Raw genomic sequence first — 25,779 nt, forward strand, 5'->3', positions numbered from 1 at the left:
ACTTTTAAATACGACATTCATGAGAGATAAGTTTTTATCTTGGGGGATTGTATTAGTTATTGCTACGTGGATTGTAGCGATACTAATAAGAGCACATTATTGGATACCGACGCTGTTATCCGCGATTTATGCATTAGGAGTTTATAATGCTTATCAATCGAAACATGCTATCTTGAGAAATTTCCCTGTTTTGGGCTATTTCAGATACTTTTTCGAAAGTATTTCGCCCGAAATGCAGCAATATTTCATCGAACGAGAAACAGATGGAAAACCGTTTCCCAGAAATCAGCGTTCCGCAGTATACAGACGTGCTAAAAACCTGAGTGATACCGTAGCTTTCGGAACTCAGCTTGAAGTTAATCATAGAAAATATGAAGGAATTAAGCATTCCATTTACGCAAAATCACCAAAAGAAGAACTTCCAAGAGTTTGGGTAGGAGGTGAACAATGTACTCAGCCTTATCACGCTTCTTTATTCAATATTTCTGCAATGAGTTTCGGAGCATTAAGCGATAGAGCGCAGATTTCATTAAATAGAGGGGCAAAAAAAGGTAATTTCTATCACAATACAGGTGAAGGAGGTATTTCACCGCACCATTTGGAAGGAGGTGATCTTTGCTGGCAAATAGGGACGGGATATTTTGGATGTCGTGATGAAGAAGGAAAATTTAACCCTGAATTATTTAAAAAATATTCAACCATGTCTAATGTGAAAATGGTTGAAATAAAATTATCTCAAGGAGCAAAGCCTGGTCATGGAGGTGTTTTACCGGGAGTGAAAAATACTCCTGAAATTGCGAAAATCCGCCACGTCACACCAGGGGTTACAGTTATTTCTCCGCCATCACATTCGTCATTTTCCGATGCTGCAGGTTTGTTGAGATTTGTTCAGCAATTAAGAGACCTTTCAGGAGGAAAACCAGTTGGCTTTAAATTATGTATTGGTGATACTAAGGAATTCGAAGACGTATGTGTTCAGATGAATGTATTGAAAATCTATCCTGATTTTATTACGATTGATGGAGCCGAAGGAGGAACGGGAGCTGCACCACCGGAATTTTCAGATGGAGTAGGAATGCCTTTAGAACCTGCTTTAATTTTTGTGAACAGAACACTTAAGAATTATAATTTAAGAGATAGATTAAGAGTCATTGCTAGTGGAAAGGTCTTAACAAGTCTGGATATTTTGAGAGCTATTGCAATGGGAGCAGATATGTGTAATAATGCAAGAGGATTTATGTTCTCACTGGGATGTATTCAGGCGTTAAGATGTAATTCCAATAATTGTCCAACGGGTGTTGCTACTCAGGATAAAATGCTAATTAAAGGGCTTGATGTGACTGATAAAGCAGAAAGAGTATATCATTTCCATAAAAATACACTTCATACTTGTAACGAATTAATCGCGGCAGCAGGAAGAAGTTCTTACGAAGAAGTTGATGCAACGATGTTTATGAGAGGAGATGAATTTGATCACCTGGCTGATTTGTATTTCCCGGATATTTTAGGAAATGTAAAACAGAAAGCAAGGTCTTAATTTTAGAAAAGTAAATAAAAAAGCGCTTCAAATTTGAAGCGCTTTTTTTGTTTTATTGTTGATCTGCCGGTCTTACCTTGGCATCGTAGATTTGGAAGTTAAATATTAAACATGCATTTTGAAGACCATAGTAATTGCTATCTCTTGCAAAAGCCGCTTTTGAAGGAACTATAATTACACCTTGTAAATTATAGGGAGCTCCATTTGCTGTGTTTTCAAATCCATTGAATTGTTTCAAGCCTTCTTGAAAACCTTCAATTTCGTAATATTTTCTTTGTTTTGCAGCGTCTGTTGTTGCAGCATCTAACATTGATTTTTTTACATAATAAAAAGTAGGATCTGTAAATGGAGAACCATTACCATCAATAGTATTTAAAATTGCACCTGACGATGCAAAACTAACGTTTCCATCACTTTCTGTAGCAAAATAATAATTAGCTCTTATCATGGTTTTGATTTGAGTTGCATTAGTCGCTGTAGAATTTGTTTCGATTGCTGCTCCGGGTGAAGGTTGAGCACCATTTCTAACAATATAAATAACGCCTGAAGGAAGTGTTTGAGGACTTAGTTCAGATAATTTTTTCTCATTGTCATCAGCTGCATCTGTACTGCTGAATGCTTTTATATTTCCTTGTGAATCTAAATAATTCTCATTCATGAATTTTTGAATAGCCTGCTCATCGTAAGAATTTCTGACATTAATATCAGTAGGTTCTACGAAAGTTTCTACTTCATCATCTTTTTTACATGCGGAAAAACATAGGCCACCAGCAAGGATATATAAAAATATTTTTTTCATTTTTAAAAAAACTTTTAATTACTTTACAAATAATATAACGACAAAAGTATAAAAAATTATGAGAATAGATAAATTTTTATGGAGCATTCGTTTTTATAAGACCAGAACCATTGCTACTGAGGAGATTAAAAAAAACAGAGTTTCCATTGGTGTGTCGGTTGTGAAGTCTTCTAAAGAGGTGAAGGAAGGTGATGTGATAAAAATCCGTAAAAATCAGATTGATTATAAAATTAAAGTAATTCAGATTCCTAAAAGTAGAATAGGCGCAAAATTAGTTCCACTTCATATAAAAGATGTGACGGATAATGACCAATACGAATTATTAAAAATGCGTAAAATGTCTCAGGATTACTACCGAATTAAAGGAGAGGGGAGACCAACGAAGAAAGACCGACGTGATATGGATGATTATGTAGAAAATGATGTAGCATCAGATTTTACAGATTGGGATGATTTCTTTGGTGAAACTGGTGAGGATTCAGAAAATGAAGATTAATTGTACTTAAAAACAAAAAAGCTCTAGAGATAGAGCTTTTCTATTATTTCGTTAACAATGTCATCCGGTTCTCGGGAATCAGTAACTACACTGATTTGTGCCTTATTGTAAAAATCATTTCTTTCAAATAAATGCTTAGCAATGAATTCGGCAAGATTTTCATCAGAAATATTAGCAATCAAAGGGCGTTTTTCTTTTTGTTTTAAAAGTCTCTCTGATAAAGTCGCAACAGACGCCCTCAAAAACACACTTTTTGAATTGTGATTAATAATTTCCATGTTATTATAATAAACCGGAGTTCCTCCACCAAGGCTTAAAATCACATTTTCTTCAGAAGCCAAAATCTCTTCTAAAGTTTCTCTTTCTAGCTTTCTAAAGTAAATTTCGCCCTTTCTCTCGAAGATTTCAGGGATTGTTAATTTATTTCTCCGAGAAATTTCTTTATCGAGGTCAATTAATTTAAAATCTAGTTTTTCGCTTAATATTTTGGAAATGTGAGATTTGCCACTTCCCATGTATCCAACAAGTGAAATTATCATGAATTTTTTTTAAACAAATTTGCGAAAAAGTTTTGAGATAAAGAAAAAACTCATATCTTTGCACCACTAAAAACGAGGGACATTATCACAGTGTTTATCGATAATAAAGTGACCGACTCGGTAGCTCAGCTGGTAGAGCAATACACTTTTAATGTATGGGTCCTGGGTTCGAATCCCAGCCGGGTCACAAGCAAGAAAATTACTGGATTTTGTAATTTTATTGCCTGCGTGGTGAAATTGGTAGACACGCCATCTTGAGGGGGTGGTTTCCTAAGGATGTGCTGGTTCGAGTCCAGTCGCAGGCACACTGCAGAAAATTGAAATAATTGATGTGATTTATTAGAATTATTTTTATATTTATCACTACAATTGTGGCCGACTCGGTAGCTCAGCTGGTAGAGCAATACACTTTTAATGTATGGGTCCTGGGTTCGAATCCCAGCCGGGTCACAAGTTTACTGAAAAGTAAATTTTTTTCATATTAATATTTTGTGATTTGGTGTTTCAAAGGCTTCGCAAGAAGCCTTTGATTTTTAAAAATAAATTTTGCAAAAACAAAAAATATTGTATATTTGCACCGCTTAAAAAGCAAAAAGCATTTTTCAAAATGTATTTGTAGATAAGTGACCGACTCGGTAGCTCAGCTGGTAGAGCAATACACTTTTAATGTATGGGTCCTGGGTTCGAATCCCAGCCGGGTCACAAGTTTACTGAAAAGTAAATTTTTTTCATATTAATATTTTGTGATTTGGTGTTTCAAAGGCTTCGCAAGAAGCCTTTGATTTTTTATTTTAAGATGAAGTGTTAAGGCAGAAAAAAGCGCTACTTAAAAAGTAACGCAATTTTTATTTTCTGTTTTTCTAAGATAAGTGCATATTATCAATCAATCTTACACCATCCACAATAACAACAATGAAGGCTCTGTAGCTTCTGTCTTCGTGAAAAAAATCAGTCTCTTTTAAGGTTTCTTCATCTGCAATTAAGAAATATTCGAGTTGCATACCTTGTTGTTGGTCAAAAATTTCCTGTATTTTCTCTTTGATGTCAGGTATTGTAGTTGTTTTGGACCAACTATCTACCTTTTTTAGAGCTTCATAAATGATTTTAGAAGCTTCTTTTCTGTCTTCGTGTAGTCTTTGATTTCTAGAACTTAGTGCTAAACCGCTTTCTGCTCTATAAATTGAAACTCCTTTGATTTTAATAGGGAGTTTTTTCTTTTCAACCATTTTCTTGATAATAGCTAACTGCTGGAAGTCTTTTTCACCAAAATAAGCGTTGTCAGGTTGTATTTGTCTGAAAAGCTCTTCAACAACTGTTCCTACCCCATCAAAATGTCCTGGGCGTGATTTTCCCTCCATCTCATTTTCCAATCCATCGAAGTCATAATGTTGGCTTTCTGTTTTTTCAGGATATATATCTGCTACTTCAGGAATATAAACAGCATCTACTAATCCTGAATTTTGTAAAATCAAAATGTCTCGGTTAACATCTCTAGGATATTTTTCTAAATCTTCAGGGTTGTTAAATTGAGTTGGATTGACAAAAATTGAAGAAATAACAAGATCATTTTCTTTTCGGGCTTCTTCGTACAAAGAAAGGTGTCCTTTATGTAGGGCTCCCATAGTAGGTGCAAAGCCGATTCTTTTTCCCATTTCTTTCTGTCTTTCAATGAAATCCTGAAGCGTTTTTTTATTTTTTAAAACTTCCATAAGTTCGTTATAATAGTATTTCAAAAATACTAAAAATATCATATATTATTACTGGTTTTGATAATTTGGGAAAGGGAATTATCGTAAAAAAATGTTAATTAAAATAATGTTGGATGTTTTTTTGTAATTTTGCACATTAAAGCATTTTTACAAAAATTAGATAGAAGTTTATGCCGAATCAAAAGATACTGTACATTACCACAGAAATGTACCCTTATCAGGAAGATACAAATTTAGCAACAGTGGTAAACAAAATGGCGCTTAAGATGCACAATGAGGGCAATGATGTAAGAGTTTTTATGCCACGATTTGGACAAATAAGTGAAAGGAAGTTTCAGCTCCACGAGGTTATTCGTCTTTCAGGAATGAATATTATTATCAACGATTTAGATCAACCTCTTATCATTAAGGTAGCTTCTCTTCCTGGAGAAAGACTTCAGGTTTACTTTATAGATAACGAAGAATATTTTAAAAGAAAACAATATTATTTCGATGACGAAGGAAATCCTTTTGATGACAACGATGAAAGAGCAATCTTCTTTGCAAGAGGAGTGATAGAAACCATCAAAAAATTAAACTGGGTTCCTGATGTTATTCACTTAAATGGATGGATGTCTTCTTTCGTTCCTATTTATTTGAAAACTTATTACGAAACGGATGCATACTTCAAAGATGCAAAAATCATTCTTTCTTTATACAATGAGAAAGATGCTGCATTGAGTAATAATATTGAGGAAAAACTTAAGTTTGATAATATTTCCGGTTTAAAGGCGTTAGAGAATCCGACAATTCAGAATGTTGTAATTGAAAGCATGAATTATGTTGATTCAATCGTAAAAGGAGATGAGTTCCTAAACGAAGAACTAGACAAAGCTTTCAATGAAACTGACACATCAAAATCAGAGTATCTTGATGTAGATTCTATTAATCAACTTTATTAAAAACACATTTTAATGATTTATACTATTAAAAGAACTTTCGCCATTTTGTTTATGGCGATTTTTGGAAGTGTAATACTATACAATTGTGAACCAGAAACAGATGCTTTAGGTGAACAATTGTTTTTAGATGGAGCAGCTCAAGGAGATGAGGTATCTTATGATGTTATAGCTTATAATATCGATAATAATGATAGTATTCGTAGTGATGCAGGCTCAATGTATGAGGTATATAATTCTACTAGCAGTTTTACCAGAAAAGCTGTATTAGGAGCCTTTACAGAAAGTCAGTTTGGAATGCAAAGGGCATCTTATCTTACGCAGGTACGTTTACCAACTTATACTCCGGATTTTGGAACAAATGCAACAGTAGATTCTGTAGTGTTAGTTGTAAAGCCAACATATGCAACAGATTCTCTAACAACAACAACGAATGAGGATTATATTTCTCCAGATGGAAATGTTGCGGCTAAAAAGGTAGTAAATACTTATCCTGCATATAAATATGGTAAAGCTAAAATTAATGGATCAACTCCACAATTTACAATTAAAGTACATGAAGTTGAAGATTTCTTAAATGGACAGAATGATATAGCATATTCTAACACTGATTATAAATATTATTCACCAGAATTAGGAAGCAAGATATTTAATGGAAATGTAAATAGTGTAACTATTACTAAAGATTCTGATGCAACGTCAATATACACTTCTTCAGCTGTAGGAGTAAGAATTCCTTTAAGTGCTACTTTTTTTCAAACTAAAATTGTAGATAAAGCAAGCTCTGCTGATCTTAAAGATGTTTCTAACTTTATCAGATATTTTAAAGGATTAAGGGTTTCTGTTACTGAAAGTGACGGATATTTATTCCAATTTAATCCAGATGATATAGAGCTGATTATGTATTATAAGAATGATAAGGTAGAGAATGGAACAACTACAAGACCCCAATCCACGTATAAATTTACTATGGGAGCTGCTAATACCCATATTGGTCACTATGAATATGATAGAACACAAGCATTTGAAGATGCTGTGATTGGAGATAAAGTAAATGGTGATGCAAGATTGTATACTCAAGGAATGGGGGGACCCTCAATTGGGATTAAAATTCCAGAAACTACTATTAATGATTTGAAGAAATTATATCAAAATAACAAAACTGCTATTATTGGTGCTAGAATTAGAATTTACACAGATCCAACTTGGAATCCTAATTATTCAAATTTTAATAACAAATATGTGAAACCTGGCTTGTTTACGATTGTTCAAAAAGATAAAGATAGTAATGGAAAAGAGACGACTGCTTTTACTACAGATTTATTAAATTTAAGTGGGTCTATAAATTTTGCTCGATATAAAACATATGACATTGATAAGAATCCTACATATTATGATTTTACAGTTACAAAATCTATAAAGGATATTGTTGAGGCTGGGATAGATAATAAGGATAAATATTTTAAAATTGATTTGGGAGACTTTGTTGCTAATTCTTCAGGGGTTTCATTAGGATATAAATATACTAATAGAGCGTTTACTACAGATAGAGTTATATTCATTGGTAATGATCCATCTAATAATCAATACAAAATACAACTTAAAGTTGTAAGCAGTAAAAAATAAAATACAAATAAAAACACAAAAATAAACTATGTGCGGAATAGTAGGATATACAGGATTTCAGGATGCGTATGATATTGTTATCAACGGTCTTAGAAGATTGGAATATAGAGGGTATGACAGTGCTGGGATTGTCTTAGAAGATGGAAATAATAAATTAGAAGTTGAGAAAACAAAAGGTAAAGTTGATGACCTAGTAAGAATTTCTGAAAATTTAAAAGGTACTTCGAAAATTGGTATGGGGCACACTCGTTGGGCTACACACGGAGTTCCTAGTGATAGAAACTCTCATCCACATCTTTCTAATAATGATAAAATTGCCCTTGTTCATAATGGTATTATTGAAAATTACGATACTATTAAAACAATGCTTACTGAAAAAGGGTTTACCTTCAAATCAGAAACAGATACAGAAGTTTTAGTAAATCTTATTCAATATTTTATGGATTTAAATACTGAAACAGATTTTCCTACTGCGGTAAGATATGCTCTTAATGAAGTATATGGTGCATATGCTATTACGGTAATGCATGAAGATTATCCAGGGGTTTTGGTTGTAGGAAGATTAGGTTCGCCTTTAGCAATCGGGATTGGAGAAAAAGAATATTTCATTGCGTCAGATGCATCTCCTTTTGTAGAATTTACGAAGGAAGCTATTTATCTTGAAGAAGGTCATATGGCGACTATTTCATTGGAAAATGGTGTAGATATTCGAACTATTAGTGAGAACTCTAAAATTGAACCTGAGATTCAAGAACTTAAGTTGAGTTTAGAGCAGATTGAAAAAGGTGGTTATGAGCATTTCATGTTGAAAGAAATTTTCGAACAGCCAAAATCTGTACACGATACAATGAGAGGTAGACTTCTTGTAGATGAAGGAGTGATCAAAATGGCGGGAATCTGGGATCATATTGAAAAGTTCAAGAATGCAAACAGAATTATAATCATCGCTTGTGGAACTTCTTGGCATGCAGGTCTTATTGGAGAATATTTAATTGAAGAGTATGCAAGAATTCCGGTTGAAGTAGAATACGCTTCGGAATTCAGATATAGAAATCCAATTATTACGGATAAAGATGTGGTAATTGCAATTTCTCAATCTGGAGAAACTGCTGATACAATGGCTGCTTTAAAATTAGCTAAAGAAAAAGGAGCATTTATATATGGTATTTGTAATGTGGTGGATTCTTCAATTGCAAGAATTACAGATGCAGGTTCATATACACACGCTGGTCCGGAAATCGGAGTTGCTTCTACAAAAGCTTTTACAGCACAGTTAACTATTCTTACTTTAATTGCATTTAAATTAGGAAAACACAACGGAAATTTGGGAAATGCAGATTTCATGAGCTTAATTGCCGAGTTAGAGGCCATTCCTAAAAGAATTGAAGATGTTTTAAGTTCAACACATGAATTAGTTCAAAATATTGCTAAAGACTTTGTAAACGCTACAAACTTCTTATATTTAGGAAGGGGATATAATTATCCTGCAGCATTAGAAGGTGCATTGAAATTAAAAGAAATCTCCTATATCCATGCTGAAGGATATCCTGCTGCAGAAATGAAGCATGGTCCTATTGCATTAATTGATGAAAATATGCCAATTGTTATCATTGCTCCAAAAAGAGGGCATTATGATAAGATTGTAAGCAATGTTCAGGAAATTAAAGCAAGAAAAGGGAAAGTTATTGCTGTTGTTAATAAAGGAGATACTCAAGTAAGTGCGATGGCTGATTATGTTATTGAAATCCCTGAAACATCAGAATGTTTCTCACCAATCGTTGCATCAGTGCCATTACAGCTATTGGCATACTATATTGCAGTGTATAGAGGAGCGAATGTAGACCAACCAAGAAACCTTGCAAAATCTGTAACTGTGGAATAAAAATTTGGTGTAAATAAAATAAATTTAGATTTATTCCGTTATTTCAAAAAAAATCTTAAAAGTTTCTTAAAAAAATTATATATTTACGGCTTAATTATAAAAATTAACATGAAAAGGATATTTCTTTTATTATTGTCTGCGTCAGTAGCGTCGGTATCTTGTTCAGGTGGTGGTACTTCTTCTGTAGGGAAACCAGGAACGAAAGGAGAATTGATACCAAGAGAAAAAGCAAAATCATTTGTTGCGGAAAGACCATATGGTATGGTTGCGATTCCTGCAGGCTCGTTTATAGCGGGTATGGCAGATCAAGACCCAACAAACTCTCCAGAAAAATCAGCGTTGAAAACATCAACGGTTTCTTCTTTCTTCATGGATGAAGCTGAAACTACGAATGCGGAATACAGACTGTTTATTAATTATGTGAGAGACTCTATCGCTAGAACATTACTTGCAGAAGCTGCAGGTGAAGGCGGAGATGGCGGAGGAAAAGGAGCTGCCATAGGAGACTATGCTTACCTAGCTAAAAAAGAAGATAATTTAACACCATATCAAGAATATTTAGAAGGACAAGGAGGAGCTGATGAAGGAAGTTACGATGCAAGCAAGAAATTAGATTGGAAAATTCCTTTACATTGGAATACTACAAAGTATCCGGATGTAGAATATGCTGAAGTTTTAGAATCTATGTACTTACCAGCTTCTTCAAGAGTTGGAAGTGAAAGACTTCTAGATGTAAGTAAATTAAAATACACTTATCAATGGGGAGATATGGACGCTGCTATTGCTGATAATGCAAGAGGAGCGAACTATTTAAAAAGAGAAAGTATTGCCATTTATCCTGATACTACGGTTTGGGTAAAAGACTTCCACTTTACTTATAATGAACCATTATTTGAACAATACTTCTGGCACAAAGCTTACAAAGATTATCCTGTAGTTGGGGTAACTTGGGATCAAGCAAGAGCTTATTGTAACTTTAGATCTAAATTGAAATCTGATTACAATGAAAGTTTAAAAAGAAGAAAGCAAAGACCTTTGAAATTCCGTTTACCTAACGAGACTGAATGGGAATATGCTGCAAAAGGTGGAAAATCAAATGCTACTTATCCTTGGGGAGGTCCTTATTTAATGGATGACAGAGGTTGTTATCTTGCAAACTTCAAGCCAAAAAGAGGTAACTATATGGAGGATGATAAAAAAGGTACTTATACTTACACTGCTCCGGTAAAGAAATTTAGAAAAAATGGTTTCGGTTTATTTGATATGGCTGGAAACGTTGCTGAATGGACAGAGTCAGGATATAATAACTCATCTGCAGTATTTACTTCTACGCTTAACCCATCTACTAAAGATAAATCTGATACTAGAAAATCTGTAAGAGGAGGTTCTTGGAAAGATGTTGGGTATATGTTGATGACAGGTATGAGAGATTGGGAAAGAAAAGATTCTGCAAGAAGTTATATTGGATTTAGAACAGTACAGGATATTCCTGAAGCTGCTGTAAAGCCAAGAAAAATAAACAGATAAAAACCGGAAAGACTTAATTTACACTAACATTAAAAAAAACTAACTTATATGTTTAAGACTAAAGATGCTTGGATGAATTTCTTTTATTCATTCGGTGCTGCAATTGTAATTCTTGGAGCTTGGCTTAAAATTACTCACATTACATTGGGACCTATTAATGGTAATATCGCTCTTACAGTAGGACTTATTACTGAAGCTATTATCTTCATCATTTTTGCCTTCGATCCACCGAAAAATGAAGAGTCTTATGCTTGGGAAAATGTTTATCCTGAATTATTAGATAAGCATGCAAATCCTAACCCATTACATTCTAATGTTTCGACTAGAAATAACAACAATCATTTAGCTGAATTAGAGAACTCTCTTTCTGGTAAACTTGATAAAATGTTACAAGATGCAAAACTTGACGTTCAGTTATTTGACAGATTAAGAACAGGAATCGATAAATTTTCAAGTTCTGTAGATCAGATCAACCAAACAGTTGACGTATCTGCTTCTACACATAAATATAATGATCAGTTGAACAAAGCTGCTCAACATATGGAAAGCATGAATGCTCTATACGCTATGCAATTAGAAAGTGGTAAGAGACAATCAGAATTTGCAAACAAATATGTTGAAGATATGCAAAAATCTGCTGAGCAATCAGAAAAATTCAACCAAGAATTACAAGGCTTAACGTCTAATTTAAATAATTTAAATAGAGTTTATGGCGGTATGTTAACTGCGATGAAGTCTTAATTTCTTAACCATTTCTAAATTTTAATTATTTAATCAAACAAAAGAAAAGAGAATGGCAAAAGGAAAACAGACTCCACGTCAGAAGATGATCAACCTTATGTATTTGGTGTTCATCGCGATGATGGCCCTAAATATTGACGTAGAGATTATCAGGTCGTATTATGATTCAACAAGATCTCTTAATGAGACCCGCTTTTTAACAGAGCAAAAAAATAAAGATATTTTTGAAAAAACTTTAGAAGCTAAAGCTCAGCAAGTTCCTGATACTTATTCACAACCTTGGTCTCAGTATCAAGTGTTAAGAGATAAGATCAATAGTTTGGTAAGCGCAGCTGAAGAAGTTAAAGTAACGTTGAAAAAACAATCAGAATTCCATGACAAAGATGAGAATGGAAAAGATATGGACATCAGCGAGAACTTTTCAGCTTTGAATAACAACGAAGCTACTACAGAATATTTCTTTAATGAAGGTGATGAGAACAGCCCTTCAAAAAATGCTTTAGCGTTAAAAGCTAAAATAGATGATGTAAGAAATTATATCGTAAGTACTTTCGGAGGTAACCCTCAGCTTTTGAAATTAGTAGAAAGAGCAAATGCTTCTCTAATTGCTGAATACCCTCAAGGAAAATCGCCAAACGGAAAAACTTGGTTTCAGAATAAATTCTATCACCAACCGCTTATCGCTGCGATTTCTAACTTAGGGATTATTCAGAATGATGCAAGAAACGTACAATCTGATGCATTGGCACTAATGCTACAAGAAAAAGTAGATGCTAGTATCAAGTTTACAAGTTATGAAGCGATTGTTTCTGCTCCTACTGATATCGTTGCTGGTAATAAAGCTGAAGCAGTTGTAATGTTAGGTAACTACTCAAACAGTAACAAGATCAGTATCAGTGGTGTTGGTAGACAGGAAAATGGTAAAGGATTCCTTTCTTTAAACACAGGAGGATTAGGAGAACATAAAATTGGTGGTGTTATTACACTTACTGATGCTAGTGGAAAAGCTCAACCTTTCACATGGACTCATACTTATAACGTAATTGCAGGTCCACAAGAAGTAAAACTTGAAAAAGGATTATTGCTTTCTGCAGATAAGATGAATGTAATGTATAGAGGATTAGAAAACCCGGTATCTGGATCTATCTTAGGTGCTGATAATTCTAAACTTACATTATCTGCTTCTGGAGGTGCTATCGTGAAGAGTAAAGGAAACGGTAAATGGGATGTAATTCCTCAAACTGGAACTGTTGTTAAATTAACATTATCTGGTAGAGAACCTAATGGTAAAACAGTATCTCAAGTATTTGAATATAGAATTAAAGGAATTCCTAGACCTCAAGGACAAATTAGAGGAAAAGCGGTTAACTACATGCCTGTTGGTTCAATTCCTAATCAGGTTGTTGCAGCAGCGTTGCCAGACTTTGATTTCCCTGTTTCATTTACAGTTAATAGCTTTATATTGAAATTACCAGGAAGAGCAGGTACAATGGTTCAAGGTAGTTCTTTATCTTCTGCGGAAGGTCTTATCAAAAACCTTAGACCTGGAGACGTAGTTCAGATTTATGACATCCAAGCAACTGCAACTGGTTTAGGTAATCAGAAATTGAAAGAAATTTCACCAGTAATCATTAATGTTCAATAAGATTAATTTGTAAAATCATATTATGAAAAAATATATTAGCAGTCTTTTAGTATTGGTTTCTGGGTTTGCATTATCCCAAACCATTCTAAATGCTTCTTCTCCAGAAGAATTCAGACAAATGAGAGCTGAAAACATGAGAAAAGTGGGAGATACTGTTATTAGCAATAAAGTAAAACCACTAGAGTACGGATTTGTAGACGATAAAGATGTCTTAAAAAGTATGTATGTATGGGAAATCATCGATATGAATGATAAGATTAACCAGCCATTCTACTATGATAATCCAGATGGGTTGCTTTCAAAAACAACAAGATCTCTTTATCAAATCTTGTTGGATGCGGCTTTAGAAGGTAAAATCGAGGAAGTTTATGAAGATGAAAACTTTTCTACAAAATCAACTCCTGAAGGGATTAAGAAGAAGTTGGAAAGTGTAAGAGTAGATGAAGAACTTATTGAGATCATCAACTCTGGTGTTACTCCGACTGAAGAACAAAAAAAGCAATACACAGACTATATTAGAACTACAACAGATAAAGTTAAAGTTCTAAAGATTATGGGTATGTGGTTCATTGATAAAAGAGATGGTCAGATGAAATACAGACCTCTTGGTATCGCTGCAATGGGACCAGATCCATCAGCAATTGGAAGAATTGGTCCAGATGGTAAACCTTTGGCAGGTGCAGATGAACTTGTTGATTTATTCTGGGTATACTATCCAAAAGCAAGAGATATCTTAGCAAATAACTATGTATTCAATAGAAAGAACTCATCAGCTGACTTATCTTTCGATGATGTTATTAATGCAAGAAGATTCTCTTCTGTAATCTATAAATCATCAAGCGGTCTAGGAGACGGAACTATTAAAGATTATGTTCCTAGAAATGCTGAAGAACAACTTGAAGAAAGTGAAAGAATCAAAGGACAGATTCTTGAAATGGAAAACGAATTGTGGAATTATTAATATTTCATTTGATTCATATAAAAAACCTGAGTATTTTTACTCAGGTTTTTTTATTGTAATCCATTCTCTATTACTTATTATAGAAGATTAGCGATGGAGACGATTGCATATAACCTTTAATTAATGAAGATTCTTATATGAAAAAAGTAGATTATATAATTGTTGGAGACGGATATTCAGGCGTATTCTTGGCACATCAACTGATTAAAAATAATAAATCCTTTGTCATGTTTTCTGAAGGGAAAAAGAGTGCTTCACAGGTTTCTGCTGGGATTATAAATCCAGTTGTTTTAAAGAAATTTACTACTTTTTGGAAGGCGCAGGAACAAATAGATTTTTTAAAGGATTCACTAAAAGAGATTGAGGGGTATACTGGAAAGAATTATTTAATAGATGCTCCTATTCACAGAATTTTTCATGATGAAAATGAACAGAAGCTTTGGCAGAAAAAGTCTGAAAACTCAGAGCTTATTAACTTTTTAGACAAAAATTTCGATCACATAGAGGGGGTAAAAAACGATTTTAATACAGGAAAGGTAAATCAATCTGCAAGACTTGATGTGAGTGGATTTTTCACGGGTCTATTCGGTTTTCTTGAAAATGGATCACAATTAATCAAAGAAAAATTTGATTACGCTAAAATTAATACTATAGATTCTACTTATAAAGATATTGAGTTTGAAAATATCATTTTCTGTGAAGGAATGGGAGTGAAAGAAAATCCTTTCTTTTCAGAAATTCTTGTGAACGCCAATAAAGGTCATCATATCAAAGTGAAATTATCTGAACCTTTATCCCAGAATATTACCATTAAAAAGAAACATTTCTTATTTCCGATAGGTGATGTATATTTCTATGGCGGAACTTACGATCGGGAGCAGCTGCACAGCCATATAGATGAGTCTGCGGTGGAACAATTAGTAAAAGGATTAGGAGAGATTTATCCGTATGATTTTGAAGTAAAAGAAGTTAATTTTGGATTCCGTCCTACCGTGAAAGATAGAAGGCCTATTATTGGAAAGCATAACGAACATTCTCAAATGTATGTATTTAACGGATTGGGGGCAAGAGGAATCCTCAATGGATGTTATTTTTCCAAGGTACTCTATGATTTTATTGAAAATGAATTGCCACTCCCTGCTGAAGTGAGTATGGAAAGATTTGCCAATTAAATAAGAAAATATCGAGACTGTAAAAAGACTCGATATTTTTTTTATATATGTAATTGTGTTTAATTGCTAAGGACAAATTTTGCTAAAGGAGCCATTCTTGCTCTGTTAAGAGTAAGAGTGTTACCGTTTACAGAATAATTATCAGCAGCTAATAAAGCTTTTGTAAACAACTGCTCAGTTTCAAGATCTTCACAAGCCATCATGGTAGACATTCCTTGGTTGAATTTGATACGCATGATGTCCGGTTTTATTTCAAAACTTCCTCCTACACCATTACATCCTCCATGTCCCTCATATCTCATCTCTTTCGTGTTTAGCTTAAAATAAGGATTGTTTTTAGGGTTTTTTAGCTGAATAGGTTTGCCATTAATTTCAGTAAGTTTCCAAGTTTTTTCTGTGATATCATTAGTTGATGATTGCTTCTTGGCGCTATTGCAGGAAAAAAGAAATATTGATAAGACGAAAATGATAATGTAATGGTGTAGATTTTTCATAGTAATAAAATTTTGATTGATATAGTTTGGTGTGATTTGCTTTAGTAAGAAGCCATTTTTGTAGGATCATTTTGTTTATCTTTCTTGTAATGAAACAAAACCATATCTGCATCCTTTTTCAGGAAAGTAATATTTCCTCGGATATTAGAATATTGATATTGATCATTAGCAGCAGTATAATCAGGTAATTCATCAACTTTTTTTATGTCATAAGTTTTACCTTCAAGAAAAACTTTGGCTGTATTTTGAGTATGATTGATCACAACTTCCATCTGATCGCCGAAATCATCTACGAAAGCTGCTCTAGTAATGCTGTCATTGGCTATTTCTGTCGGAACCTTTGCTACTACGATTTCGTTTTCTTTTGTAGAGTGTTTACATGCTATTGTAGCAAGCCCAAGCATATAGAGGATTAAAAATGGAACCTTTTTTTTCATAATAATTTATTTTTACGTGTTTCATTGGTGTGATTTGGAAAGTAAAGTTATAATTTTTTTATATAAAAACTGTTAAATTAATATAAATTATATGGTTTATTTAAAATTAGTAAAATATTTTGTATTGAAATTACTTTATAGAGTTATTATTTTCCTATAATTGATGATGCTTTTGAATTTTTTTTTAATGATTTGTGTTTTAAGTGTCTGAAAATCATATTTAAATAAATTTATTTCTTATGGTGGTTTTAAATAATTACAAACTATAGGCTATTATTCAGCATATTTTCAGGAGAGTTAAATATTGTTAATATATGTCATTTGTCATGAAATTGTTTTTAAATGTATCCAAACTAAAACCTACATTTGTGCCTTGAAATCATGAGAAATTATATAGTATATTTTTTGACCACTCTTTTTCTGCTATTCGTAGTGGAAAGCAAGATGAATGTCAGAACGTTGAAAAATGACTATAATACTCATTCTTCTCATAACTTACCCAAAAGAGCCAACCGTCTCAATCAGACTTACGAAAAATTATCTATCCAACAATCGCCGGATGATGTAGACAATGCTTATTCTCTGGAATTGGCAGAAGACGATTTTCAATGGTCAGATACTTTACAGACTATTGCTGTTTTCGCAAGCGTTTTTAGCTTGGTGTATATTTTTGGGCTAAAAAGCTTTAAAAGATCGAAACCAAACATTCATGGTTTCCTATCCAATCTTTCTACAGTTAAAAGATTCATTCTAATTCGTTCTATCAGAATTTAAAAACTCACTTTTTCGATGCATTTTTCTGTCTTAATTCCAGGCGGGAAATGTTCTGCGTTGTGCTTTGGTTGGTAATCCGCACATCGTAACTATTCTCATTACCAAATTTTCATATTAAAACATTAACGATTTATATAAACTCTAGAATTATGATGACAAGAGTTGTCGCAAGCATTGCGCTAAGCAGTATTTTATTGTTCACAAGTTGTAACAAGAAAAAAGAAGAAAAAGAAGAAGCTACGGTTTATCCGGTTACCTCTCCAGTAGTAATGGATACGGTGATAGATAAAGAATTTGTAGCTCAGATCAGATCTGTGAAGAACATTGAAGTTCGTGCACAGGAAAAAGGTTTCCTTGAGAAAATCTTTGTAGACGAAGGTCAGTTTGTACACCAAGGTCAGACTTTGTTCCGAATTATGCCGAAACTGTATCAGGCTGAATTACTAAAAGCTCAGGCAGAAGTTGCTCAGGCTACGATTGAACTGAAAAATGCAAGTACATTAGCCAACAACAACATTGTTTCTAAAAACGAAAGAGCAATGGCAAAAGCTAAACTTGATGCAGCCAATGCAGAAGCTAAATTGGCTCAGATTCATTTATCATTTACGGATATCAAAGCTCCGTTTTCAGGGATTATTGACAGAATTCCATTGAAATTGGGAAGTTTGGTTGATGAAGGAGATTTATTGACTTCTCTTTCTGATAACAACGATGTGTATACGTATTTCAATGTTTCAGAACCTGAATATCTAAATTACCAAAGAAATGTAGCGACAAGAGGAAGCAATCAGGTGGCTTTGGTCATGGCAAACGGAGATATTTTTCCTCAGAAAGGTGAAGTTCAGACTATCGAAGGAGAATTTGACAGCGAAACCGGAAATATTGCTTTCAGAGCTAAATTCCCAAATCCGGATAAATTATTGAGAAACGGAGAGACAGGAAAGGTTAGAATGACTTTACCGCTTAAAAATGCTTTAATTATTCCTCAGAAAGCAACCTATGAAATTCAGGATCAGAAATATGTTTTTGTAGTAGGGAAAGATGGAGTAGCTAGATCTAAGAATATTAAAGTTGCTTACGAGCTTCCGGATTTATATGTGGTTGCTTCCGGATTGGCAACGGGAGATCAAATATTGTTGGAAGGAGTTCAGAAAGTAAAAGACGATCAAAAAGTTCAGTCGAAATTCCAGGATCCTAAAAAAGTTCTTCAATCATTGAAATTAAAAGCAGAGTAAGGCTCTATAAATGAAGTAGTATGTTTAAGAAATTCATTCGCAGACCTGTTCTGTCTATCGTAATCTCTTTGATTATTGTATTTATGGGGATTTTGTCCCTGGTTAAACTACCAGTTACCCAGTTCCCTTCTATTTCTCCGCCAAAAGTAAACATCACCGCAGAATATCCGGGAGCGAACAACGAATTGTTGATTAAATCCGTAGTTATTCCGTTAGAAAGAGGTTTAAATGGGGTACCGGGAATGAAATATATGACTTCCGATGCCGGAAACGACGGGGAAGCTTCTATTCAGGTGGTTTTCGATTTAGGAACCGATCCTAACGTAGCAGCAGTAAACGTTCAGAACCGTGTATCTTCGGTTGTAAATAAACTTCCGCCGTTGGTAGTGCGTGAAGGGGTGAAAATTACCCGTGAAGAACCTAACATGTTAATGTATATTAACTTGTATAGTGATGATCCTAAAGCTGACCAGAAATTCCTTTTCAACTATGCAGATATCAACGTAATGTCTGAATTGAGAAGGGTAAGCGGAGTTGGTTTTGCAGATATCCTAGGAACAAGAGAATATGCAATGCGTATCTGGCTTAAACCTGACAGATTAACAGCGTACAGTATTTCAGCAGATGAAGTAATGGAGGCGTTGAATGCGCAGAGTTTGGAAGCTTCTCCCGGAAAAACAGGGGAGAGCTCAGGAAAAAGATCTCAGTCATTTGAATATATTTTAAAATATCCTGGTCGTTTCAATAATGAAAAAGACTATGGAAATATTATTCTTAAAGCAAAACCGGACGGAGAATTTATCAGATTAAAAGATGTTGCAGATGTAGAATTCGGATCTTCAATGTATGATATTTACTCTACATTGAATGGTAAACCTTCTGCTGCAATCACCGTAAAACAATCTTACGGTTCCAATGCAAGTGACGTTATCAAAAATGTAAAAACTTTGATGGCAGAACTTCAGAAAACGACGTTTCCGAAAGGAATGCATTATGATATCAGTTATGACGTATCCAAATTCTTGGATGCTTCGATGGAAAAAGTTGTGCATACGCTATTTGAAGCCTTTATTTTGGTGGCAATTGTGGTATTCCTTTTCTTAGGAGATTGGCGTTCAACATTGATTCCGGCGATCGCAGTTCCTGTTTCGTTGATTGGTACTTTTGCCGTGATGTCCGCGTTTGGAATTACACTAAACATGATCTCACTTTTTGCCCTTGTAATGGCAATTGGGGTTGTGGTCGATGACGCGATTGTGGTAATTGAAGCGGTACATGCGAAGATGGAAGAGAAGCATTTATCTCCGTTAAAGGCAACAGAAGAAGCAATGCATGAAATTAGTGGGGCAATTATCGCGATCACTTTGGTAATGGCATCCGTGTTCATTCCAATTGCATTCATGTCAGGTCCGGTTGGGGTTTTCTATCGTCAGTTCTCCATTACTATGGCTTCTGCGATTATCCTTTCAGGGGTAGTAGCATTAACGTTGACCCCGGCTTTATGTGCTTTGATCCTAAAAAATAACCACGGAAAAGCTAAAAAAAGAACTCCGATTACGATTTTCTTAGATAAATTCAATGGAATATTTACTAAAGGAGCAGGAAAGTATGAAAAAATGCTTAATAAAACAGTAACTAAAAAAGCATTTACATTACCATTATTATTGGCATTCTGTGCGGCGACATTCTTTTTAAGTAACTCTTTACCTTCAGGATTTATTCCTGCAGAAGATCAGGGGATGATTTATGCCATTATTCAGACTCCTCCGGGTTCAACATTAGAAAGAACAAATCAGATTGCTAAAGAATTATTAAGAGAATCTGAAGATATTGACGGGGTGCAATCTGTTTCTTCACTGGCAGGTTATGAAATCCTGACAGAAGGTACGGGTTCTAACTCGGGTACCTGTTTGATTAACCTTAAAAGTTGGGAAGATCGTAAAGAATCTGCTGCGGAAATTATAGAAAAGCTTGAAGAAAAAGCTAAAAATATTCCTGGCGCGAATATAGAATTCTTCCAGCCGCCATCAATTCCTGGGTATGGTGCTGCAGGTGGTTTCGAACTTCGTTTGTTGGATAAAGCAGGAAGTGGAGATTACCATAAGATGGAACAGGTGAGTAACGATTTCGTAAAAGAATTGAAAAAACGTCCTGAACTGGGTTCTGCATTTACCTTCTATTCTGCGAGTTTCCCTCAATATATGTTGAGAGTGGATAATGATCTTGCTGAGCAAAAAGGAGTGACAATTGAGAATGCGATGGATAATTTATCAACCTTAATTGGTTCGAATTACGAGACGAGTTTCATTCGTTTTGACAGACCTTATAAAGTAATTGTTCAGGCAGGTCCTCAATATCGTGCATTACCGTCAGATCTATTGAAATTATACGTGAAAAACGATAAAGATCAAATGGTTCCATACTCAGACTTTATGCATTTGGAAAAAGTGTATGGTTTATCGGAAATCACGAGACATAATATGTACAATTCTGCCGAGGTAAGTGGAACTCCTGCACCGGGATATAGTTCCGGACAGGCGATTGCAGCCATTAAAGAAGTAGCAGATAAAACATTACCAAGAGGTTTCGGTATCGACTGGGCAGGGATTTCTAAAGACGAGGTAAGCCGTGGAAACGAAGCAGTGTTTATTTTCTTAGTGTGTTTAGGATTCGTTTATTTAATTCTTGCAGCACAGTATGAAAGTTTCATTCTTCCGTTACCGGTAATTTTATCCTTACCAACAGGTATTTTCGGAGCGTTTTTATGCTTGAAATTATTAGGATTAGAAAACAATATTTATGCTCAGGTAGCGATGGTCATGTTGATCGGTCTATTAGGTAAAAACGCCGTGTTGATTGTAGAATTTGCCGTGCAGAAGAAGGCTGAGGAAGGAATTCCTGTAGCAAAAGCTGCGATTGAAGGAGCGGCAATCCGTTTCCGTCCGATTTTGATGACATCATTTGCATTCATTGCTGGTTTGATTCCTTTGGTAATGGCAACCGGACCGGGAGCAATTGGTAACCGAACGATCGGTACAGCAGCAGCAGGAGGAATGTTGATCGGAACTATTTTCGGATTGATGATTATTCCTGGATTGTACTACATTTTCGGAACAATTGCTGACAAGTCGAGATTGTCGAAATATGAAGAGGAAAATCCTTTAACAGAACAAACAGAACCGTATCAACACGATGACAAACATGAAGATTTATAATAAATATATAGCAGCCATCGCCTTATCGCTTGTTTTAACAAGTTGTAAGGCGCCAATGGCGACCGTTATAAAAGACGAGGTAAAAGAAAATGTGCCTCAGAATTTTAATCAGGAAGATCAGGGAGACGCTAATAATAACAGCGGAACAACACCTTGGAGACAATTCTTCACGGATCCGAATCTGGTTACTTTAATTGAAACATCATTAAAGAACAATCAGGAGCTTATGATCACTTTACAAGAGATTGAAATTGCAAAAAGTGGAGTATTAGCGAAAAAAGGAAAATTGACCCCTACAGTTACTGCCGGAATTGGAGCAGGATTGAAAAAAGCAGGACGCTACACCAGTGAAGGAGCAGGTGATGCAACTACGGAAATAGAGCCAGGAAAAGAAATGCCTGATCCGCTTGGGAACTTCGAAGGTGGTTTAATGGCGAACTGGGAAATCGACATCTGGAAAAAATTAAGAACAGAGAAAGAAGCGGCAGTTGCTCATTATCTTTCAACAGTTGAAGGAAAGAATTTTGTTCTTTCAAACTTAATTGAAGAAGTTGCGGATAATTATTACGAATTGCTGGCTTTAGATAATCAATTGGATATTATCCAGCAGTATATTAAGCTTCAGCAAAAGGCGTTAGAAATTTCAAAAATTCAGAAAGAAGCTGCGGCAACAACTGAATTGGCGGTGAAAAAATTTGAAGCCGAATTAGCAAAATCTAAAGCAACAGAATACACAATCCGTCAGGAAATTACAGAAAAAGAGAATCAGATTAATGCTCTGTGCGGTCGTTATCCACAACCGATTGTAAGAACAAAAGAAGATTTTATGACCACTATTCCGCAAACGGTATATACAGGAATTCCGTCTCAATTATTGGCGAACCGTCCTGATATCAAACAAGCAGAATTGGAATTGAAATCATCAAAACTAGATGTAGAAGCAGCGAGAAAAGAGTTTTATCCTTCATTGGAAATCTCAGCAACATTGGGATTAGAAGCGTTTAAGCCTTCTTACTTAGTGAAAATGCCGGAATCTATTGCTTATAATTTAGCAGGCGAATTAGCAGGACCGCTGATTAACAAAAGTGCGATTAAAGCGAACTTTCAGACTGCGGATGCAAGACAGATTCAGGCTTTATATGAATATGATAAAACGATTTTGAATGCTTATTTAGATGTGGCTAATCTGATGTCTAAAGTGAAAAATATAGACCAATATTATCAGTTGAAAGCACAGGAAACAAAATCGTTGGAACAATCAATCGATATTGCAAATCAGTTATTTAGAAATTCAAGAGCAGATTATTTAGAAGTTCTTTTGAACCAAAGAGATGCATTGGATGCAAAAATGGAACTGGTAGAAGCGAAAGAAAAACAGCTGAGTACAGTTGTGGATATTTATAAGAGCTTAGGCGGAGGCTGGAAGTAATTGTAAATCCTTAATGTTTTATTTTGGGAGATCGTCATCTTGACGGTCTCCTTTTTATTTTTACAGTCAGTAGAATTTTTCTTAAAGAGCCTGTGGATGAAAAGAAAACAATAGAGAAAAATGAAGGAAAATGAATGTAAATCATTGTAAACTAATGATGTTTTTGTTGATTGGCGTGGGCGAATTGTTAAAAGCGTTTAGTATATTTGATTACCAAACTCAATTACTATGAAAAAAATACTTTTAATATGCTTAGCTGTCATCTTACTTTTAATTATTTTTCTCATAATAAGAACCCTCACTTATCCATTTAAAAAAAATGAGGTTTCTACTGGGAAAGCTTGGGATATTGTCCGTAATGATTCTGCGGTTCAGCGTTTGTCAGGAGGGATAAAAATTCCTACAGTTTCTACGGGCGAATTAGGTGATTTTGATTTTGCTCCGTTTGAAAAATTTAAAACTTATTTAAAAGAATCTTATCCTTTAGTATATCAAAATACTGAAAACTATGAAATCAATACCTATGCATTGGTTTTTAAAATAAAAGGAAAAAATAGTTCTTTAGCTCCTATTTTATTCTTATCCCATATTGATGTAGTTCCGCCAGGTGATGCAGAAGTTACGAACAAGAATGAAAATATAAATCAATTTAATGATAAACCAACGCTGAGAATTTCAAAAGTGGCGGAAGATTGGGAATATGGTCCGTTTTCCGGAGCAGTAGCAAACGGGAAAATCTATGGGAGAGGAGCGATAGATATGAAAGGAATGCTTTTCTCCTTAATGGAATCAGCAAATGCGATTATTGAAAATAAAATACAACCCGAACGGGATATTTATCTGGCTTTTGGTTTTGATGAAGAAGTGGGAGGGAAGAAGGGAGCGACTCAAATTGCTGAACATTTTAAAAAACTGGGACTAAAATTTGAAGCCGTTTATGATGAAGGAGGTCTTATTTTGGAAAAAGGAAATGTTGCCGGAATTGATAATGATGTTGCAGTTGTTGGATGTGCAGAAAAAGGCTTTCTTTCAGCAAAAATAAAAGTAAAAGGATTAGGTGGTCACTCTTCTATGCCGCCAACAGAAAGTGCTATTGGCAAAGCTGCAATTATCATGCAGCGACTTGAAAAAAATCAGATGCAACCGATCATTACTCCTTCTATGGAAGAATTCTTTAAAAATGTGGGAGGAAGAATGCCTTTTTTAAATCAAATGGCGATTGCGAATACATGGCTGCTTAAACCCATGTTGTTTTCTCAACTTACAAAAAATAATACCACAAATGCTTTGGTAAGAACTACGACAGCGCTTACCATGATGAAAGGAAGTGACGGAACTAATGTTCTTTCTCCCGAAGTGGAATTTGTGGTTAACTTTAGGTTACTTCCGGGGAATACCGTTAAAGACGTTAAAGAACATATTGCAAAGGCTACCGAAGGTTTTGATGTGGAAGTAGAAGAAATTGACAATACTAGGGAGGCTTCTGCGGTTTCGCCTACCAATAACCGCGCTTATAAAATAATTCAGGAGGGTGTAAAGCAAATTTATCCTGAAGCGATAGTTACTCCTTACCTTACTGTGGGAGGAACAGACGCATATAAATATCAGATCGTGAGTGATCATATTTACCGCTTTATGCCAATTAAAATCAATCGTTTTGAACAACAGAGCATTCACAGTACTAATGAATATATCAGCATTGAGAACTATCTTAGAATGATTCATTACTTTGAATTCATTATGAAAAACTACGATCAATAAGAATTGTCAAATATTTTTTTTGGTTCATTTTAATACGTCAAGTTTTGTCGTGTTAGCAGAATAGTTTTGTAGTATCAAAATAACAAAAGCTATGAAACTGCCATTGTATTTAACTTTTAATGAATTTGAAAACCATTATTACGACGATTTAGAAAAATGGTTTGAAAAATATAGTACTGCAAGTGAAATTGATTATCTGAAAGCTCTTGCCGATGTTTACAGTCCTTATTTGTACTATAATTTTGCGAATGACAAACTTCAGGCAGATGCGACCATTCAGATTAAGGATTGCTTTTTCCCTTATCGAGAAATTATAGGACTTTCCTTTTGTACAGGCTGTGAAAATGACAAAAAAACTCAGATCTTAAAAGGAATCAATCATGAATTCGAGTGGAAAACAATTACCATGATGGAGTATGCTCAGCATATTTTGGATAAAATAAACAGGCATTTTTCTAAAAATAAAACGGAGGGAAATGTTCTAGATTTTATGAATGATTATCAAATTATTACTTCCAGAGAAGGTGCCGGATTTTGCGTGAATTATAATCTACATCAGCAAACCCTCCCTTTTTTGAAAGCTTATCTTCCAACCTATGGAAGAACTGTAAATATTGAAGTATATAGAAATTTTATTTTCTCGGTAGTTCAGATCGCAGAATTTATCGATCAGAAATTAAAAGATGTTCAGGCTTTTGAGTATATGATGTATTCAAAATTAAAATCTGAAGCTAAATTTAAAGTGCAGATGAGCCACCAGTTTTTAACAATCTGTAATTAATTTTTATACCACACATTCATATAACTAAATTATAGTTTGAAATTTTTCAAACGAAAAAATCCTGATCAATTGATCAGGATT

21 protein-coding genes and 4 tRNA genes are annotated in these 25,779 nt (G+C 34.5%); 20 read left to right on the top strand and 5 right to left on the bottom strand.

Going from position 1 to position 25,779, the window contains the following annotated elements; translation table 11 throughout:
* Positions 1–19 precede the first annotated feature (19 nt).
* Positions 20–1,537: an FMN-binding glutamate synthase family protein gene (locus tag RM51_RS14395; RefSeq protein ID WP_039370987.1), complete on the top strand. Its 1,518-nt coding sequence runs from the start codon at positions 20–22 to the stop codon at positions 1,535–1,537.
* A 52-nt stretch (positions 1,538–1,589) separates the two neighbouring features.
* On the opposite strand, the gene RM51_RS14400 is transcribed toward RM51_RS14395, so the two are convergent.
* Positions 1,590–2,336 (bottom strand): hypothetical protein, encoded by a 747-nt coding sequence (locus RM51_RS14400; RefSeq protein WP_039370989.1) that lies wholly within the window; start codon positions 2,334–2,336, stop codon positions 1,590–1,592.
* 58 nt (positions 2,337–2,394) lie between these two features.
* Between RM51_RS14400 and RM51_RS14405 the strand changes: the two genes are divergently transcribed.
* A complete protein-coding gene (locus RM51_RS14405; protein ID WP_039370991.1) occupies positions 2,395–2,832 on the top strand; it encodes an RNA-binding S4 domain-containing protein in 438 nt (145 codons plus the stop codon).
* 23 nt (positions 2,833–2,855) lie between these two features.
* Here the strand turns inward: RM51_RS14405 and RM51_RS14410 are convergent, their stop codons facing one another.
* A complete protein-coding gene (locus tag RM51_RS14410; protein ID WP_039370994.1) occupies positions 2,856–3,371 on the bottom strand; it encodes a shikimate kinase in 516 nt (171 codons plus the stop codon).
* Positions 3,372–3,485: 114 nt separating this feature from the next.
* Between RM51_RS14410 and RM51_RS14415 the strand changes: the two genes are divergently transcribed.
* The 4 genes from RM51_RS14415 (at position 3,486) to RM51_RS14430 (ending at position 4,073) form a co-directional block, all read left to right on the top strand.
* Positions 3,486–3,558 (top strand) — tRNA-Lys (locus tag RM51_RS14415).
* A gap of 35 nt (positions 3,559–3,593) precedes the next feature.
* Positions 3,594–3,676: transfer RNA gene (locus RM51_RS14420), tRNA-Leu, on the top strand.
* 72 nt (positions 3,677–3,748) lie between these two features.
* Positions 3,749–3,821 (top strand) — tRNA-Lys (locus RM51_RS14425).
* Positions 3,822–4,000: 179 nt separating this feature from the next.
* Positions 4,001–4,073: transfer RNA gene (locus RM51_RS14430), tRNA-Lys, on the top strand.
* A 158-nt stretch (positions 4,074–4,231) separates the two neighbouring features.
* Here the strand turns inward: RM51_RS14430 and panC are convergent.
* A complete protein-coding gene (gene panC / locus RM51_RS14435) occupies positions 4,232–5,080 on the bottom strand; it encodes a pantoate--beta-alanine ligase (protein WP_039370997.1) in 849 nt (282 codons plus the stop codon).
* Positions 5,081–5,250: 170 nt separating this feature from the next.
* On the opposite strand from panC, the gene RM51_RS14440 reads away from it, so the two are divergent.
* From RM51_RS14440 to RM51_RS14475, 8 genes are all read left to right on the top strand, one after another.
* A complete protein-coding gene (locus RM51_RS14440) occupies positions 5,251–6,021 on the top strand; it encodes a glycogen/starch synthase (protein WP_039371000.1) in 771 nt (256 codons plus the stop codon).
* Positions 6,022–6,033: 12 nt separating this feature from the next.
* Positions 6,034–7,644: a DUF4270 family protein gene (locus RM51_RS14445; RefSeq protein ID WP_039371003.1), complete on the top strand. Its 1,611-nt coding sequence runs from the start codon at positions 6,034–6,036 to the stop codon at positions 7,642–7,644.
* 28 nt (positions 7,645–7,672) lie between these two features.
* Positions 7,673–9,526 carry a glutamine--fructose-6-phosphate transaminase (isomerizing) gene (gene glmS, locus RM51_RS14450; protein WP_039371005.1) on the top strand — a complete coding sequence of 618 codons (1,854 nt, stop codon included), beginning with the start codon at positions 7,673–7,675 and terminating at the stop codon, positions 9,524–9,526.
* 108 nt (positions 9,527–9,634) lie between these two features.
* The gene (gene porK, locus RM51_RS14455) at positions 9,635–11,053 is read left to right on the top strand and encodes a T9SS ring complex lipoprotein PorK/GldK (RefSeq protein WP_039371008.1); all 1,419 of its coding nucleotides are present in this window, start codon (positions 9,635–9,637) and stop codon (positions 11,051–11,053) included.
* Between the two features lie 48 nt (positions 11,054–11,101).
* Positions 11,102–11,794: a type IX secretion system motor protein PorL/GldL gene (gene porL, locus RM51_RS14460; protein WP_039371011.1), complete on the top strand. Its 693-nt coding sequence runs from the start codon at positions 11,102–11,104 to the stop codon at positions 11,792–11,794.
* 52 nt (positions 11,795–11,846) lie between these two features.
* Positions 11,847–13,439: a type IX secretion system motor protein PorM/GldM gene (porM, locus tag RM51_RS14465; RefSeq protein ID WP_039371015.1), complete on the top strand. Its 1,593-nt coding sequence runs from the start codon at positions 11,847–11,849 to the stop codon at positions 13,437–13,439.
* 22 nt (positions 13,440–13,461) lie between these two features.
* Positions 13,462–14,400 (top strand): type IX secretion system ring subunit PorN/GldN, encoded by a 939-nt coding sequence (gene porN, locus RM51_RS14470; RefSeq protein ID WP_039371017.1) that lies wholly within the window; start codon positions 13,462–13,464, stop codon positions 14,398–14,400.
* A 137-nt stretch (positions 14,401–14,537) separates the two neighbouring features.
* Positions 14,538–15,572: an NAD(P)/FAD-dependent oxidoreductase gene (locus RM51_RS14475; RefSeq protein ID WP_039371020.1), complete on the top strand. Its 1,035-nt coding sequence runs from the start codon at positions 14,538–14,540 to the stop codon at positions 15,570–15,572.
* 59 nt (positions 15,573–15,631) lie between these two features.
* On the opposite strand, the gene RM51_RS14480 is transcribed toward RM51_RS14475, so the two are convergent.
* Both RM51_RS14480 and RM51_RS14485 read right to left on the bottom strand, forming a co-directional pair.
* Complete coding sequence (locus RM51_RS14480; RefSeq protein ID WP_052248517.1) at positions 15,632–16,066, bottom strand: META domain-containing protein; 435 nt, start codon at positions 16,064–16,066, stop codon at positions 15,632–15,634.
* A 41-nt stretch (positions 16,067–16,107) separates the two neighbouring features.
* Entirely contained in the window at positions 16,108–16,503 is a 396-nt protein-coding gene (locus RM51_RS14485; protein ID WP_039371024.1) for a hypothetical protein, read from the bottom strand.
* A gap of 381 nt (positions 16,504–16,884) precedes the next feature.
* Between RM51_RS14485 and RM51_RS14490 the strand changes: the two genes are divergently transcribed.
* From RM51_RS14490 to RM51_RS14515, 6 genes are all read left to right on the top strand, one after another.
* Entirely contained in the window at positions 16,885–17,277 is a 393-nt protein-coding gene (locus tag RM51_RS14490) for a hypothetical protein (RefSeq protein ID WP_039371027.1), read from the top strand.
* A 152-nt stretch (positions 17,278–17,429) separates the two neighbouring features.
* Complete coding sequence (locus RM51_RS14495) at positions 17,430–18,512, top strand: efflux RND transporter periplasmic adaptor subunit (protein WP_039371030.1); 1,083 nt, start codon at positions 17,430–17,432, stop codon at positions 18,510–18,512.
* A 20-nt stretch (positions 18,513–18,532) separates the two neighbouring features.
* Positions 18,533–21,727 (top strand): efflux RND transporter permease subunit, encoded by a 3,195-nt coding sequence (locus tag RM51_RS14500; protein ID WP_039371033.1) that lies wholly within the window; start codon positions 18,533–18,535, stop codon positions 21,725–21,727.
* Positions 21,714–23,156, top strand: a complete 1,443-nt coding sequence (locus tag RM51_RS14505; RefSeq protein WP_039371122.1) for a TolC family protein — start codon at positions 21,714–21,716, stop codon at positions 23,154–23,156. The genes RM51_RS14500 and RM51_RS14505 overlap by 14 nt, the downstream gene beginning before the upstream one ends.
* Before the next feature lie 228 nt (positions 23,157–23,384).
* A complete protein-coding gene (locus RM51_RS14510) occupies positions 23,385–24,917 on the top strand; it encodes a M20/M25/M40 family metallo-hydrolase (RefSeq protein WP_039371036.1) in 1,533 nt (510 codons plus the stop codon).
* A 91-nt stretch (positions 24,918–25,008) separates the two neighbouring features.
* A complete protein-coding gene (locus RM51_RS14515) occupies positions 25,009–25,698 on the top strand; it encodes a hypothetical protein (RefSeq protein ID WP_039371038.1) in 690 nt (229 codons plus the stop codon).
* The last annotated feature ends 81 nt before the right edge of the window (positions 25,699–25,779 follow it).

It is taken from the genome of Chryseobacterium taiwanense, assembly GCF_000813825.1.
Taxonomy (GTDB): Bacteria; Bacteroidota; Bacteroidia; order Flavobacteriales; family Weeksellaceae; genus Chryseobacterium; species Chryseobacterium taiwanense.